The organism is Nocardia sp. NBC_01503, from assembly GCF_036327755.1.
Taxonomy (GTDB): domain Bacteria; phylum Actinomycetota; class Actinomycetes; order Mycobacteriales; family Mycobacteriaceae; genus Nocardia.
Genome location: NZ_CP109596.1, coordinates 7,222,988 through 7,235,610, shown reverse-complemented (window position 1 = coordinate 7,235,610; position 12,623 = coordinate 7,222,988). Strand labels below are relative to the sequence as shown.

Genomic DNA, 12,623 nt, shown 5'->3' with positions numbered 1-12,623 from the left:
GAGCGGTGGTGATCACCCCGCGACGGGCCGCATTCTCGACATCACGGTTTCATAACAGGCGCAGGTGGGTAGTCGAAGGTTATGACCTTGATGCGGGAGATCTCCGTCAACAGCTCGACCGAGCGAGTCGGTGTGAATCGGCGGCCCTACGTCGGCACGCAGTTCTTCCTAGGGGTACTCGCGAGTGGCTGCGGCGCTGCGGCGGTCGCGCTGCTGACGCTGGTCATGCAGTACCGCTAGCCGATATCGACCGCACCGCAGGGGCTTTCGACGGGAGTGTGACATGCAATCCGATGAGATAGTGCTACCGGTTTCCGGGCTGCGGGTGGAGTGGCGGCCCGATGACGAACGTTTCCGGATCCGCCCGTCCAGGCACACCGGTTCGGGTACCCGCGGCCAGCCGTGGCGGGAATGGCAGGGGCACAGCGATATGGCGGTCGGGGCGTGTGGTCCCATCCCGCAGGATCCGGAGGCCACCTGGTGGGCGGTGTGGGGTGAGTACGTCGGCGATGATGTCCAGGTCACCCTGGATGATCAGAGTCGGCCGGAGGTGCTGGTCTTCGGCAAACTCTGGATCTGCGAGGGGCGGGGCCGCGAACGCGAGGCCACCGTGGTCACCGCCGGACGGCAGGCGGAGGTCCGGTTCGCGCCACCGGCGGCGGTGCGGTCGGGGCAGGCGAGCCGGGACGGTTCCCGGGGTGTGAGTCATATCGAGACACCGACGGGGTTCCACGAAATGTCCGCCGGGGCATAGCGATTCGATCAGGTCGCCGGGAGTGTCCGCTGGAACCAGGTGAGGATCTGCGGCAGCGCCGCGCGGACGGACCCGTTGTGATCGATATCGCCGAGGTTCGTAGCTGACCACCCGAAGACGCCGAGAATCGGTGCGCGGCAGCACGACCAGACCACTGGCCGTGGTCCTCGAGCCGTCGGGTGCGATGGTCCGGTACACGAGGCGATAACCGTCCACGCCATTTCGCACCGGTGTGTCGATGTTTCCCCCGGTGAGATAGTCGGTGACCTCCTGCGCCGACATCCGCGCGATCGGGGTCGTGGAGACGATCTCGCCTCGGCTCTCGGGTGGAGTGCCGTCGTCATGTGCCGAACAGGCGCTCGAGCCGAGCAGCGCCACCAGCACCGCCACAGCGAAACGTTTTGCGCTACGCATGAATTCGCCGATCCTCTCGGAGTGAAAACGATAGCCGCGGCCGGACCCGGGCCGCCGGTGCCGTCGATATCGGCCACGGCGTGCGAAGCCGCGGCGGGCTGGACGCTCCCGGTCGACACTCGAAGATATCCGGCGAAGACGCTGGCCGCGGTCAAGTCGTCGGGCCTGCGTAGCGGAGCCGTGTGAAGAGGGTGGTGGGTTCCATCGACACGCAATGGAACCCACCACCGGCAGCGGATCGGGGGCCGCCGCAGCCCTCGGGGCCTCGCTCGATCCTGACGCCGAGTTCAGCATAGGGCAGCCTTACCTAATGTGCAAGCCTGTGCCCTGCGCGGTGCCCGCGATGTCCGCAAAGGAATTGCCCGCGCCCGCCCGTGGCGCTACTGTCCCGGCGGCGTGTCCTCGGGCACGCGTTTCGATTCGGGGTTCGCACAGGGGGATTCGACTTTGTCGATGCCGCAGCGACAATCAGCACAATGGGGGACCGCCAACGGGGTCTACTGCCGCTACTGCGGTTCGACACCCGCGGCGGAGGTCGACATCCGTGGACACCGCGGCTTCATCTTCTTCATGCAGTTCCTGAAATATCCGGCCCCTTCTGCCGGGACTGCGGGATGGCGACCTACCGCAAGATGACCCAGGAAAGCCTATGGATCGGCTGGTGGGGCTTCCTCTCCGCCGTCATCAACCCGATCACCATGCTGATCAACCTCGGCCCCCGCTCGGTCCTGGTCGCCCTGCCCCCGCCGATTCCGGGCGGCCCACGACCACCCATGGATCCCGGTCGCCCGCTCTATGAGCGCCCCGCGGTCATAGTCGCCTTCGCCCTACCGCCGATCCTGGCCCTGGTGCTGTTCGTGGTCTCCCTCACGTCCTGACAGATCGCGGGGATCTCGGTTTTCCCGCGCTTCAAGAGCCTTGACGATAAGGGCGCGGGCAGCGTCCCCGGTGACGGCGAGTCCTGACAGCTCGGCGAACAGTCGGCTGTACAAGGCAACCTCTCTGGGCTGGGTAACGCTCAGCTCAGCTGTCACCGCCTCCACGAGCACCATCCGCTGATCGAACATCACGAAATTGGTGACCTGCATCGGCAGTTCCGCCTTGGCTGGCACCACACCCAAAAGCACACGCGGTAGGCCGATCACCGCTAACAACCGGTCGAGCTGGCCGGTCATCACGGCGTCGCCACCGACGCCGGTGTGCAGAGCTTGCTCCGTCACCAGGATATGGAACCTTCGGGTGCCCCTGTATAGGAGTTGTTGCCGTTCAATCCGTTTCGCTACACCTTCGTCCAAATCGTCCGGCACTCGGTAAAAGTCGATATACCGCCGCAACACCTCGGCCGCGTACTCCGCCGTCTGGAGAATCCCCGGAATGATGGTGGGCTGGAATATCCGCATCAGCTGCGATTCTTCGGCAAGCTTCGCCACCTGGTGTTGCCGGCGCTTCGTGCCGGTGCCCAGTACTCGCCGCCACTCCAGATACGCCGCCTGGACGTTGCGGAGGGTGGCTATGAGGTCCGGCAATTGAGCTTGGTTGCCGGTGTGAACGCAGTAGGCCCGTAGGTGCGCCTCGGTCGGGCTCCGATCTCCTGTTTCGATCTTCGAGACCACCGACTCATGCCAACCGGCCAGAATTGCCAGCTGACGGCCGGAAAGCCCGGCATCGCGACGAAGCCCCCGTAGCGTTGCTCCGAGGGCTCGCCGCGCATCTTGAGCCGACCCCGTCACCGTTGGGAGTACTCCCCGAAGGGGATCGCGAACTTCCAGAGCCGTTCGCGTACCTCGTGGCAGTACGCCACGATTCCGGGGTCTGTGGTGACTGCAAGACCAGCCGGGGCACCGGTCGAGTCGGTGAGGTTGTAGACAACCCGCGCCCCGTCCATCAGCCACCAGTCATCCGATGGCACCTCACCGGCGAGATGTCTTGGGATATAACGAATGTCCTCACCGGCATCTTCGTTGTAGCCGGTGACCGACAGCAGCCACCGCTGGTAACCCGAGTGCGGTTCGGTGACGACCCGGACCCGGGAGACGGAGACTCCTCGGCCGGTGGTTTCCCGCATCAGGTCTTGCCACGGCGTGAAGGTGTACGGGGCTGGTTCGCCGGCGAGGAACGCGCGTACCCGGGTGTCCTCATCGGCTACGTGGTATTCGTCCCTGACTTCCAGGTGGAAAGCATCCTGGTTCAGCTCCCGGAACAGCTGCTGCCACAGGTCCGGTTCATCGCTGGGCCGCAGCAGCATTGCCGTAGAACGTCCTCTCCAGCTTCGGTACCTCGATAGCCGTCTCATTGTCGGCCAAGGTCAACAACTCGAGCACATCCGGATCTATGACCGGCCGACCGGACACGCTGAACGTACCCCGACCGGTGTCGGTCAGGGTGGAACCGAGAAACGTTCCCGGCTCCGCGAATCCGGTGAGCAGGTGCGGAATCTCCACTGTCCCAGGCCGGTCGGTCTCCCAGCCTTGGACGAGGTAGGTGTCGTGGTCGGTCGCGTACAGGCTGGGACAACCTCCCGAGTCCGATCCGCCTCTGCCCAGGAACCTCAGGTTCATCGCGGTCACTCCCGTCCAGCGACTTGGCATACTTTGACGTGTGCGTGTCCAATCATCCCGCAGCACGGCCACTTTCACTGCCGGTAATGGCTATTTTCGTCAAGTTCCGCCAAGTCGATAGACCGCGCTCACGCACGATTCGTAGCGTCGGATGTACGGCGTCCGGTGCCGGTGCGGTCATCTCAGTCCCGGACCGCCGCACCATCGAGGGACAGGGGCCGATCTGAGCAACAACCAACGGCGAGACAGGGCAGTCATCTACATCAACCGTGGCGTGCTGACGAGCAAGGCTGATCTTGACTGGGCGACGTTCTACGCACGTCAGCGCGCCCAGGAACTGAATCTGAGAGTTGCCGAGATTCTGGTACTGGACAGCGCGGACGCGGCGCATATGTGGGCGCTCTACACCGCGGTCCGGCGGGTCGATTCGGCGTGTGTGATCACTCCCGATCTCGGGCACGTCGGCGGGCGTTCGGATCGGGTCACCGCGTTCGCGGAGCTTTACACCGTCGCCCCGGTGAGGCGGTACCGCTGGCGGCTCGGGCTGTCGTCGGCGGAGCTCGCCGACGCGTTGCACCCCTCGTGGCCCGATTCTGAGGCTGGCTAAGCTCCAGGGCATGACCTCTGATGACCAAGCGACCACGGGGACGGACGAGTTCGCCTCGATCAAGTCCATGGCGGATTTGACACCGGAGCTGATGAACAAGTTCAGCGCGGGCACATTCGTCGATACCTTCGGGCTGAAGATGACCGAGATGGGCCCGGATCGGGTTGCGGCCGAATGGGTGGTGACGCCGACTCAGCATCAGCCCGCCGGAATCGTGAACGGCGGGGTGTACTGCACCGTCATCGAGACCCTCGCCAGTGTCGCGGGCAGTGTGTGGCTGGGGGAGCGCGGCTCGGTGGTCGGGGTCAATAACAACACCGACTTCTTGCGGGCGGTGCGCGAGGGCGTGCTGCGCGGGGTGGCGACGCCGGTGCACCGCGGGCGGTCGCAGCAGCTGTGGGTTGTCGAGATCACCGATGAGCAGGATCGGACGGTCGCGCGCGGGCAGGTGCGGTTGCAGAACCTGAGTCCGCGGGGCTGAGAATTCGGCGCGACGGGGCTGATCTCGGACGAAACATCCGGGTAACGCGGGGCGTGTCAGAATGGCCGACGACCCGCCCCGTCCCTCGCCGAGGAGCCCGAATGCGACTGTCGCCGCACGAGCAGGAACGCCTGCTGCTGAGTTATGCGGCCGAGCTGGCCCGGCGACGGCAGGCTCGCGGACTGAGGCTGAACCATCCGGAGGCGGTGGCGCTCATCGTCGATCACGTCCTGGAGGGGGCGCGGGACGGTCGCAGCGTCGCCGAGCTCATGAGCACCGGGCGCGGTGTGTTGACGCGCGCGGATGTCATGGACGGGGTACCGGAGATGATTCACGACGTGCAGGTCGAGGCGACCTTTCCGGACGGCACCAAGCTCGTCACCGTCCACAACCCGATCGGCTGACGCCCATGTCTGATCCAATGCGAGCTCCGCGGGCTCCGCTCGTGCCCGGTGAATACCTCTGTGCCGAAGGCACTATCGAGCTCAATGCCGGAGCCGACCGCATCGAGGTCGATGTGGTCAACACCGGTGACCGGCCGGTTCAGGTCGGCAGCCATGTGCACTTCCCGCAGGCCAATTCGGCCCTGGAATTCGATCGCGAGGCCGCGCACGGCCGCCGCCTCGATATTCCCGCCGGTACCGCGGTGCGCTTCGAACCCGGTCTGGGGCAGCGGGTCTCGCTGGTCCCACTGGGCGGCAATCGCGAAGTGCACGGAATCAGCCTGACCCCTCCCGGAAAGCTGGACGCCTGATGGCCGAACTCTCCCGCGCCCGCTACGCCCAGCTGTTCGGGCCCACCACCGGCGATCGAATTCGCCTGGCGGACACCGATCTACTGATCGAGATCACCGAAGACCGCAGCGGCGGACCGGGACTCGCCGGTGACGAGGCCGTCTTCGGCGGCGGCAAGGTACTGCGCGAATCCATGGGCCAGGCCCGGGCGACCCGAGCCGAGGGCACCCCCGATACCGTCATCACCGGTGTGGTGATCGTCGATCACTGGGGAATCATCAAGGCCGACATCGGTATTCGTGACGGCCGCATCAGCGCCATCGGTAAGGCCGGTAATCCTGACACCATGACCGGGGTGCATCCGGATCTGGTGGTCGGCCCCTCGACGGAGATCATCGCGGGCAACGGCCGCATCGTCACCGCCGGGGCCATCGACTGCCACGTGCACTTCATCTGCCCGCAGATCCTCGATGAGGCCATCGGCAGCGGAATCACCACCCTCGTCGGCGGCGGCACCGGACCGGCCGAGGGCTCCAAGGCCACCACGGTCACCCCGGGCGCGTGGCATCTGGGCCGCATGCTCGAGGCCACCGACGGCTGGCCGGTCAATATCGTGCTGCTCGGCAAGGGCAATACGGTCCGGCCCGAGGCCATGTGGGAGCAATTGCGCGGCGGCGCGGCCGGTTTCAAACTGCACGAGGATTGGGGCACCACCCCGGCCGCCATCGACGCGTGCCTGACCGTGGCCGATGCGTCGGGCGTCCAGGTGGCATTGCATTCGGACACGTTGAACGAGGCGGGATTCGTCGAGGACACCCTCGCCGCGATCCGCGGCCGGGCCATCCACTCGTACCACACCGAGGGTGCGGGCGGAGGTCACGCGCCCGACATCATCACCGTCGCCGCGTATTCGAATGTGCTGCCGAGCTCGACCAATCCGACCCGGCCGCACACAGTCAACACGCTCGACGAGCATCTCGACATGCTCATGGTCTGCCATCATCTGAGCCCCTCGATTCCCGAGGATCTGGCCTTCGCGGAGAGCCGGATCCGGCCCTCCACCATTGCCGCCGAGGATCTGCTGCACGATATGGGCGCGATCTCCATGATCGGCAGCGACGCCCAGGCCATGGGCCGCATCGGCGAGGTCGTCATGCGCACCTGGCAGACCGCGCACGTGATGAAGAAGCGGCGCGGCTCGCTCGCGGGAGATGGTGCGGCGGATAACAATCGGGTGCGGCGCTATGTCGCCAAGTACACGATCTGCCCGGCCGTGGCACACGGTCTCGACCATGAGATCGGCTCGGTGGAGGTCGGCAAACTCGCCGATCTGGTGCTGTGGGAACCGGCCTTCTTCGGCGTCCGCCCGCACGCGGTGCTCAAGGGCGGCACCATCGCCTGGGCCGCCATGGGTGATGCCAATGCCTCCATTCCGACACCGCAGCCGGTGCTGCCGCGACCCATGTTCGGTGCGGCTCCGGCCGTGGCGGCGGGCAATTCACTGCATTTCGTCTCCGAGGCGGCTATCGAGGACGGGCTCGCCGATCGCCTGCGGGTGAATCGGAAGCTGGTGCCGGTGGCCAACGTGCGCAGGCGTACCAAGGCCGATATGCCGCGCAATGACGCCATGCCCCGCATCGAGGTGGATCCCGATACCTTCACCGTCCGTATCGACGGTGAGGTGTGGGCGGAGCAGCCCGCCACCGAATTGCCGATGGCACAGCGGTACTTCCTGTTCTGATCACCGTTTACCGACAGCTGGCAGACTGGCCGGTATGACGACATCCGACTGGGCCGAAGTTGATCGTTATCTCGTGGATACCCTGGTGGGAGACGGGGATTCGCCGACCTTGGCGGCCAATGCCGCGGCGGGCCTGACCGCCATCGACGTATCCCCGCCGCAGGGCAAGTTCCTCTACCTGATCGCGAAATCCGCGCGGGCGCGGCGGGTGCTGGAGATCGGCACGCTCGGCGGTTACAGCACCACCTGGCTGGCCCGGGCGGTCGGTAAGAGCGGTCAGGTGATAACCCTCGAATACGAGCCCAAGCATGCCGAGGTGGCGCGCGCGAACCTCGACCGCGCGCAAGTCGGTGACCGCGTGGAGATTCGGGTCGGCGCGGCCCTGGACAGCCTGCCGGTCCTGGCGGGGGAGAACCCGGAACCGTTCGACCTCGTCTTCATCGATGCCGACAAGGTCAACAACGCCAACTATGTGCGGTGGGCGTTGCGGCTGACCCAGCCGGGCTCGGTGATCATCGTCGACAATGTGGTGCGCAATGGCGGTATCGCGCACGCCGATTCGAGTGATGCCGCGGTGCGCGCCAGCCGCGAGGTCATCGAATTGATCGCCGCCGAACCGAGACTCGACGGCACCGTGCTGCAGACCGTCGGCGGTAAGGGCTGGGACGGTTTCATCTACGCCATCGTGAGCGATCAGGACTGACTACTTCCGCGCACCGTCCGGATGCGCGGCCAGATCCTCCCAGAATTCGACATACGCCCGCTCGTGCTTGATGCCGAGCTGCAGAATGCGCTCCCGCGACACCGCCCGCCGACTGTCCGCCGGATCTATCTCCGCCTGGAGTTTGCGGTAGAGGTCCAGCCAGCGGCGGTGTTCGGCGGCCTGTGCGCGCGCCAGGCCCACCACATCCTCCGGCTGTCCGAGATCGGCGAAGAAGAGTTTCACCTGCGCGGGGTCCCGCGTCTCCGGCGGGGGCGCGATGGGATCGCCCAGCCACCTGGTCAATTCGGCCTGACCCGCCGCGGTGAGATGGAAGACCCGCCGACGGCGTCCGCCGCTCTCGGCCTCCTCGCGTAGTAGCCCCTGTTCCGCGAGGCGCGGCGGAATCCGATACAGCTGCGCGTGCGGGATGGGCCAGAAGTAGTCGATGCTCTCTTCGACCCTGGCCTTGAGCTCATAGGGCGTGAGTGGTCCGTGCCTGGCGATCAATCCCAGCACGATGTGGTCCTGCTGGCCTGGTTCGGCCATGCCGCAACTCCTTTCGATCTCGGGTTGACACCGTATCAATGAGACTATAGTTTAGTTCCAGCGAGACCGTATCAGAGATACTATTGAGGAGCTTGACCATGCGTGACTTCGCCATCGAACTGTTCAACCGCTGGACCGCCATGTGGAACGGTGACCTGGAGCTGGCCGAGGAGATCATGGCCCCGGAATTCACCCTGCGCTACGCCCAGCCCGGCGCTGTGGAGTACGACCACATCCATGACCCGAAGACGTTCGCCGCCCAGATCGAGGTCTTCCGCGCCGCCGCCCCGGGGCTGCTGTCATTCGAGGTGCAGGGCCTGCCGATCGTCGAAATGGACGCCAGCCGAACGGGATTGATCGCGCGCCCGTATGGGGCTCGGATCGACCTGCCGGACGGCACCTCCGTCGCGGTGAGCGGCAATGACATTCTGCGCGCGGAGAACGGGTTGATCGTGGAGGTGTGGTCGGCCTCCGGTGGTCTCGGGGGCCGCAGCTTCTACTGACAGAATGGCCGCATGTCGAAGCGTCGCAAAGTCCGCCCGGTCCCGGTGGAGTGTCCGTGCGGGCTGCCCGCGAATTACGCGGACTGCTGCGGGCGACTGCATCGGGGTGAGGCGGCGGCGACCACCGCCGAGCAATTGATGCGCTCGCGCTTCAGCGCCTTCGCGGTCGAGGATGAGGCATATCTCCTGCGCAGCTGGGATCCCGCGACCCGGCCCGCCGAGATCGACTTCGATCGCGGAATGCGGTGGGAGCGGCTCGAAATCCTCTCCGCGACCGGAGGCGGGCCATTCCACTCCGAGGCCACCGTGGAGTTCCGCGCGCACTATCGGGTCGGCGGCGCGGCGGGGGATATGCATGAGAACAGCCGCTTCCGCCGCGACAGCGGCAACTGGGTCTACCTCGACGGGATAATCGAGAACTGACCTGCCGAATCACGACCGGCGGTTGATGTGCGGTCGCATGCGATGTGCACTGGCATTGCGTGCAAATACGCACGCCGAGAACTACTTTCGGGCTCTGGCTTCGAATCCGTCGCAGAGTGCGGTGAGTCCCGAGTCGAGCAGATGCTCCGGATCGAGCAGATCCGACTCGCCCGAACCGATCAGATCGGTGAGGGCGGGCGGGGTGCTCCAGCGCGGCGCGCCCTCGAGCAACGCGGTGAGTCCGGAGCGCTCCTCGCTATCGCTGTCCCGATCGATGAGCAGCCGTGCGCTCACGTGTTGCAGGGCCACGCCCGCGATATAGCTCCACACCGCGAGTGACATGCGGGTCGCCTCGCGGGTGCTCACGCCGAGCTCGGTGAATCCCTCGACCAGCCAGCTCAAGACGACCAGGCTGTTCTCGCCGAAGTTGTAGCGCGGGACCGCGAAGGTGAACAGCACCCACGGATGTTCCTGGTAGAGCCGCCAATCCACCTCGGCGGCGATGCGCACGCGATCGCGCCAGGTCCAGCCCTGGCCCTCGGGTGAGGGATAGGGATTGCGGCGCGAGACCTCATCGGTCATGGCGGCGAGCAGGGTGTCCTTGTTCGGTACGTGCCGGTACAGCGACATCGCGCCGGCGCCCATTCGTTCGGCAATGCGGCGCATGGAGAGGGCGTCGATTCCGGACTCGTCGGCCAGGGCGATGGCGGCGTCGACAATGGCGGCGCGAGTGAGCTTGGCCTCGGTCATCGGACGAATTGTTTCCTTCTTGTCGCGGGTGTGCGTACACTGTACTCCGGCCGCGCGTACGACGTACGCGCGCTGCTGTGTAACCCGTATGCGTCAACCCCTTGATCAGCTCGGAGGATAGGTGATGACCAGCATTCTCGCGCGTCCCGTCGCGCGGACTCCGCGCCGCGCCTGGGCCGGCCTGGCGGTCCTGCTGCTGCCGGTATTGCTGGTGTCGATGGACATGTCGGTGCTGTACCTGGCCATGCCCACCCTGACCGAGCATCTGGACCCGTCGGCCACCCAGCAGCTCTGGATTCTCGATATCTACGGCTTCATGATCGCCGGCCTGCTCATCACCATGGGCAATCTCGGTGACCGTATCGGACGCCGCAATATTCTGCTCGCCGGCGCCACCATCTTCGGATTGGCCTCGGTACTGGCCGCTTTCGCGCCGAGCGCCTCGGTGCTGATCGCCGCGCGAGCGCTCATGGGCGTCGGCGGTGCGACGCTGCTGCCGTCGAGCCTGGCCTTGATCTCGACCATGTTCCCCGAGGCGCGGGCGCGCGCCACCGCCATCGGCGTCTGGACCGCGTTCTTCGCGGGCGGATCGGCGGTCGGGCCGATTATCGGCGGCGTACTGCTGCACCACTTCTGGTGGGGTTCGGTCTTCCTGATCAATACGCCGGTGCTGGTGGTGCTGCTCGTCTTCGGGCCGCTACTGCTGCCCGAGCATCGTTCGGCGGGGCTCGCACCCCTGGATCTGCCGAGTGTGGCGCTGTCCATCGGCGGCATTCTGCCGATCGTGTACGCGGTCAAGCATTTCGCGGCCGAGGGCTTCGACCTGCCGGTCATCGGTATCGGAGTCATCGGCGTACTCCTGCTCGTCGCGTTCGTGCGACGGCAGCGGCATCTGACCGAACCGCTGCTGGATCTGAGCCTGTTCCGCAATGGATTGTTCTCGGTGGCAATCGGTTCCAGCACCGTCGGCATGTTGGCCCTGGCCGGTATGAGCTACCTGACCAGCGTGTACCTGCAATCGGTGACCGGTCGCGACGCGCTCGGCGCGGCACTGCTCGGCATTCCGATGGCCGTGGTCGTCTTCGTCTGCTCGGTGAGCGGTGCGCGGATCGGCCGCAAGCTCGGCACCCGGACCGCCTTCGTGGTCGCGTTGAGCATGGCCGCGGCGGGCAACCTCATGCTGCTCGGTATCGGTGTCGACGGCGGGATCGGCTGGTACATCGCCGGAACCGTGGTGGCCGGCGCCGGATTCGGTATGGCCTTCACCCTCGTCTCGGAGGTGGCGGTGGCCTCGGTACCGCCCGAGCGGGCCGGTTCCGCGGTCGGCATCTCCGAGACCAGCTTCGAGCTCGGCAATGGTCTGGGCCTGGCGCTGCTGGGCTCGCTGGCCGCACTGGTCTTCCGCTCCGGCGGCGACTTCGGATCGACGCTGGGGGAGACCCTCACCCGTGCCGGGGGCGATACCGCGCTGATCGACTCCGCGCGCGAGTCATTCGTACACGGTATGCACGTGGCCACCACCGCGGGCGCGATCCTGCTCGCCGTCATGGCGGTCATCGCCGTGCTCAGCGGCCGAAAAGCGCGGTCATGACCTCGGCCGCGGCCCTGTTCATGGGCGTGACCACGCGTAGGTAGACGAATCGGACCGGGCGGACCACGGTGGCCCGCCATACGGTCGCGATCACCGCGAAGAGTGGTTGCAGCGCAATGCGATACAGCCAGCGGCAGGGCGTCACCACCAGCACTCGAACAATGGTGGTGGCGACCCGCCAGCCGAAGAGCAGGGTAGCGCCGATCGCCGTGCGGATCGGCCGCAGCACCCAGCGCCATAGCTGATCCAGCGGCCACAGGATCAGCCATCGGATGAGGAAGTGCAGCGCGTACAGGACCGCCTTGGCGATCGGTTCGATGATCGCCTCGCCGAACCAGATCAGGCCCGGCCGCAAGATCCGCCGCCACAGCCACTCCTCGACCGCGCGTTTGATCGGACGCAGCAGAAAGTCGAGCAGGAATGCTCCGATCGGGGTCAGGATCATGCCCCAGAGCAATTGCTGGATCAGCAGCCCCCAGAGGAAATCTTTGCAGAATGCCCAGGCGGGGCGAATGATCCAGTACCAGAACAGCTTCGCGATCGGTTCGATCAGTGTGTCGAAGAGATATCCGAGCGCCGCGGCGATTCCGCGCCCGAGCAGCTTGCACCCCTCCCACAGCAGCCGCAGCGGTATGAAGATCACCACCGCGATGGCGCGTGCGATCCAGCCCGCGATCGATACTCGTTCCGGTGGTCCCTGTTCGGTCATCTTCCCCGCCCTCTCCCCGTTATTCCCTTCATCCTGGTACGGCAATGTGTCTCGCGCACTGGGTATTTCCACTCATCGCCCATGACGGACCGGTCAGGCGGTTAGAGTC

19 protein-coding genes are annotated in these 12,623 nt (G+C 65.9%); 13 read left to right on the top strand and 6 right to left on the bottom strand.

The annotated features are described in order from the left end of the window. Positions 1-81: 81 nt before the first annotated feature. From OHB26_RS33170 to OHB26_RS33155, 4 genes are all read left to right on the top strand, one after another. Entirely contained in the window at positions 82-240 is a 159-nt protein-coding gene (locus OHB26_RS33170) for a hypothetical protein (protein WP_330181192.1), read from the top strand. Between the two features lie 43 nt (positions 241-283). Then, positions 284-754 (top strand): hypothetical protein, encoded by a 471-nt coding sequence (locus OHB26_RS33165; RefSeq protein ID WP_330181191.1) that lies wholly within the window; start codon positions 284-286, stop codon positions 752-754. Between the two features lie 435 nt (positions 755-1,189). Then, a complete protein-coding gene (locus OHB26_RS33160; protein ID WP_330181190.1) occupies positions 1,190-1,354 on the top strand; it encodes a hypothetical protein in 165 nt (54 codons plus the stop codon). Between the two features lie 428 nt (positions 1,355-1,782). Further along, positions 1,783-2,046, top strand: a complete 264-nt coding sequence (locus tag OHB26_RS33155) for a hypothetical protein (protein ID WP_330181189.1) — start codon at positions 1,783-1,785, stop codon at positions 2,044-2,046. Here OHB26_RS33155 and OHB26_RS33150 read toward each other — a convergent pair. Genes OHB26_RS33150 through OHB26_RS33140 form a run of 3 tightly spaced genes read right to left on the bottom strand, consistent with a single transcriptional unit; the run spans position 1,996 to position 3,726 of the window. Continuing rightward, positions 1,996-2,898, bottom strand: a complete 903-nt coding sequence (locus tag OHB26_RS33150; RefSeq protein ID WP_330181188.1) for a helix-turn-helix domain-containing protein — start codon at positions 2,896-2,898, stop codon at positions 1,996-1,998. The genes OHB26_RS33155 and OHB26_RS33150 overlap by 51 nt on opposite strands. Further along, positions 2,895-3,413: a DUF6879 family protein gene (locus OHB26_RS33145; protein ID WP_330181187.1), complete on the bottom strand. Its 519-nt coding sequence runs from the start codon at positions 3,411-3,413 to the stop codon at positions 2,895-2,897. Before OHB26_RS33145 ends, OHB26_RS33150 begins: the two co-directional genes overlap by 4 nt. Further along, complete coding sequence (locus OHB26_RS33140; protein WP_330181186.1) at positions 3,391-3,726, bottom strand: hypothetical protein; 336 nt, start codon at positions 3,724-3,726, stop codon at positions 3,391-3,393. The genes OHB26_RS33145 and OHB26_RS33140 overlap by 23 nt, the downstream gene beginning before the upstream one ends. A 274-nt stretch (positions 3,727-4,000) precedes the next feature. On the opposite strand from OHB26_RS33140, the gene OHB26_RS33135 reads away from it, so the two are divergent. The 6 genes from OHB26_RS33135 (at position 4,001) to OHB26_RS33110 (ending at position 7,992) form a co-directional block, all read left to right on the top strand. After that, complete coding sequence (locus OHB26_RS33135; protein WP_330181185.1) at positions 4,001-4,333, top strand: hypothetical protein; 333 nt, start codon at positions 4,001-4,003, stop codon at positions 4,331-4,333. A 91-nt stretch (positions 4,334-4,424) separates the two neighbouring features. Beyond that, complete coding sequence (locus OHB26_RS33130; RefSeq protein WP_330185857.1) at positions 4,425-4,814, top strand: PaaI family thioesterase; 390 nt, start codon at positions 4,425-4,427, stop codon at positions 4,812-4,814. Positions 4,815-4,915: 101 nt separating this feature from the next. Then, on the top strand, positions 4,916-5,218 hold the full coding sequence (locus OHB26_RS33125; RefSeq protein WP_330181184.1) for an urease subunit gamma: 303 nt from the start codon (positions 4,916-4,918) through the stop codon (positions 5,216-5,218). A 5-nt stretch (positions 5,219-5,223) separates the two neighbouring features. Continuing rightward, positions 5,224-5,568 (top strand): urease subunit beta, encoded by a 345-nt coding sequence (locus tag OHB26_RS33120; protein WP_330181183.1) that lies wholly within the window; start codon positions 5,224-5,226, stop codon positions 5,566-5,568. Further along, entirely contained in the window at positions 5,568-7,289 is a 1,722-nt protein-coding gene (locus OHB26_RS33115; RefSeq protein ID WP_330181182.1) for an urease subunit alpha, read from the top strand. Before OHB26_RS33120 ends, OHB26_RS33115 begins: the two co-directional genes overlap by 1 nt. 34 nt (positions 7,290-7,323) lie before the next feature. Next, entirely contained in the window at positions 7,324-7,992 is a 669-nt protein-coding gene (locus OHB26_RS33110) for an O-methyltransferase (RefSeq protein ID WP_330181181.1), read from the top strand. Here OHB26_RS33110 and OHB26_RS33105 read toward each other — a convergent pair whose 3' ends face one another. Then, a complete protein-coding gene (locus OHB26_RS33105) occupies positions 7,993-8,538 on the bottom strand; it encodes a PadR family transcriptional regulator (protein WP_330181180.1) in 546 nt (181 codons plus the stop codon). Between the two features lie 98 nt (positions 8,539-8,636). Between OHB26_RS33105 and OHB26_RS33100 the strand changes: the two genes are divergently transcribed. Continuing rightward, positions 8,637-9,041 (top strand): nuclear transport factor 2 family protein, encoded by a 405-nt coding sequence (locus tag OHB26_RS33100; RefSeq protein WP_330181179.1) that lies wholly within the window; start codon positions 8,637-8,639, stop codon positions 9,039-9,041. A 12-nt stretch (positions 9,042-9,053) separates the two neighbouring features. Beyond that, the gene (locus tag OHB26_RS33095; protein WP_330181178.1) at positions 9,054-9,464 is read left to right on the top strand and encodes a YchJ family protein; all 411 of its coding nucleotides are present in this window, start codon (positions 9,054-9,056) and stop codon (positions 9,462-9,464) included. Between the two features lie 81 nt (positions 9,465-9,545). Here OHB26_RS33095 and OHB26_RS33090 read toward each other — a convergent pair whose 3' ends face one another. After that, positions 9,546-10,214, bottom strand: a complete 669-nt coding sequence (locus OHB26_RS33090) for a TetR/AcrR family transcriptional regulator (protein ID WP_330181177.1) — start codon at positions 10,212-10,214, stop codon at positions 9,546-9,548. 124 nt (positions 10,215-10,338) lie between these two features. Here OHB26_RS33090 and OHB26_RS33085 point away from each other — a divergent pair, with 124 nt between their 5' ends. Further along, positions 10,339-11,805 (top strand): MFS transporter, encoded by a 1,467-nt coding sequence (locus OHB26_RS33085; protein ID WP_330181176.1) that lies wholly within the window; start codon positions 10,339-10,341, stop codon positions 11,803-11,805. On the opposite strand, the gene OHB26_RS33080 is transcribed toward OHB26_RS33085, so the two are convergent. Beyond that, a complete protein-coding gene (locus tag OHB26_RS33080) occupies positions 11,780-12,514 on the bottom strand; it encodes a hypothetical protein (protein ID WP_330181175.1) in 735 nt (244 codons plus the stop codon). The two genes, OHB26_RS33085 and OHB26_RS33080, sit on opposite strands and share 26 nt — an antisense overlap. Between the last annotated feature and the right edge of the window lie 109 nt (positions 12,515-12,623).

Excerpts from the sequence above, each read along its gene's own strand:
- OHB26_RS33110 (WP_330181181.1), top strand. The coding sequence starts at position 7,324 with ATGACGACATCCGACTGGGCCGAAGTTGATCGTTATCTCGTGGATACC.
- OHB26_RS33085 (WP_330181176.1), top strand. The coding sequence starts at position 10,339 with ATGACCAGCATTCTCGCGCGTCCCGTCGCGCGGACTCCGCGCCGCGCC.
- OHB26_RS33145 (WP_330181187.1), bottom strand. The coding sequence starts at position 3,413 with ATGCTGCTGCGGCCCAGCGATGAACCGGACCTGTGGCAGCAGCTGTTC.
- OHB26_RS33080 (WP_330181175.1), bottom strand. The coding sequence starts at position 12,514 with ATGACCGAACAGGGACCACCGGAACGAGTATCGATCGCGGGCTGGATC.
- OHB26_RS33165 (WP_330181191.1), top strand. The coding sequence starts at position 284 with ATGCAATCCGATGAGATAGTGCTACCGGTTTCCGGGCTGCGGGTGGAG.
- OHB26_RS33090 (WP_330181177.1), bottom strand. The coding sequence starts at position 10,214 with ATGACCGAGGCCAAGCTCACTCGCGCCGCCATTGTCGACGCCGCCATC.
- OHB26_RS33155 (WP_330181189.1), top strand. The coding sequence starts at position 1,783 with ATGGCGACCTACCGCAAGATGACCCAGGAAAGCCTATGGATCGGCTGG.
- OHB26_RS33115 (WP_330181182.1), top strand. The coding sequence starts at position 5,568 with ATGGCCGAACTCTCCCGCGCCCGCTACGCCCAGCTGTTCGGGCCCACC.
- OHB26_RS33125 (WP_330181184.1), top strand. The coding sequence starts at position 4,916 with ATGCGACTGTCGCCGCACGAGCAGGAACGCCTGCTGCTGAGTTATGCG.
- OHB26_RS33105 (WP_330181180.1), bottom strand. The coding sequence starts at position 8,538 with ATGGCCGAACCAGGCCAGCAGGACCACATCGTGCTGGGATTGATCGCC.
- OHB26_RS33120 (WP_330181183.1), top strand. The coding sequence starts at position 5,224 with ATGTCTGATCCAATGCGAGCTCCGCGGGCTCCGCTCGTGCCCGGTGAA.
- OHB26_RS33095 (WP_330181178.1), top strand. The coding sequence starts at position 9,054 with ATGTCGAAGCGTCGCAAAGTCCGCCCGGTCCCGGTGGAGTGTCCGTGC.
- OHB26_RS33100 (WP_330181179.1), top strand. The coding sequence starts at position 8,637 with ATGCGTGACTTCGCCATCGAACTGTTCAACCGCTGGACCGCCATGTGG.
- OHB26_RS33170 (WP_330181192.1), top strand. The coding sequence starts at position 82 with ATGACCTTGATGCGGGAGATCTCCGTCAACAGCTCGACCGAGCGAGTC.
- OHB26_RS33130 (WP_330185857.1), top strand. The coding sequence starts at position 4,425 with ATGAACAAGTTCAGCGCGGGCACATTCGTCGATACCTTCGGGCTGAAG.
- OHB26_RS33140 (WP_330181186.1), bottom strand. The coding sequence starts at position 3,726 with ATGAACCTGAGGTTCCTGGGCAGAGGCGGATCGGACTCGGGAGGTTGT.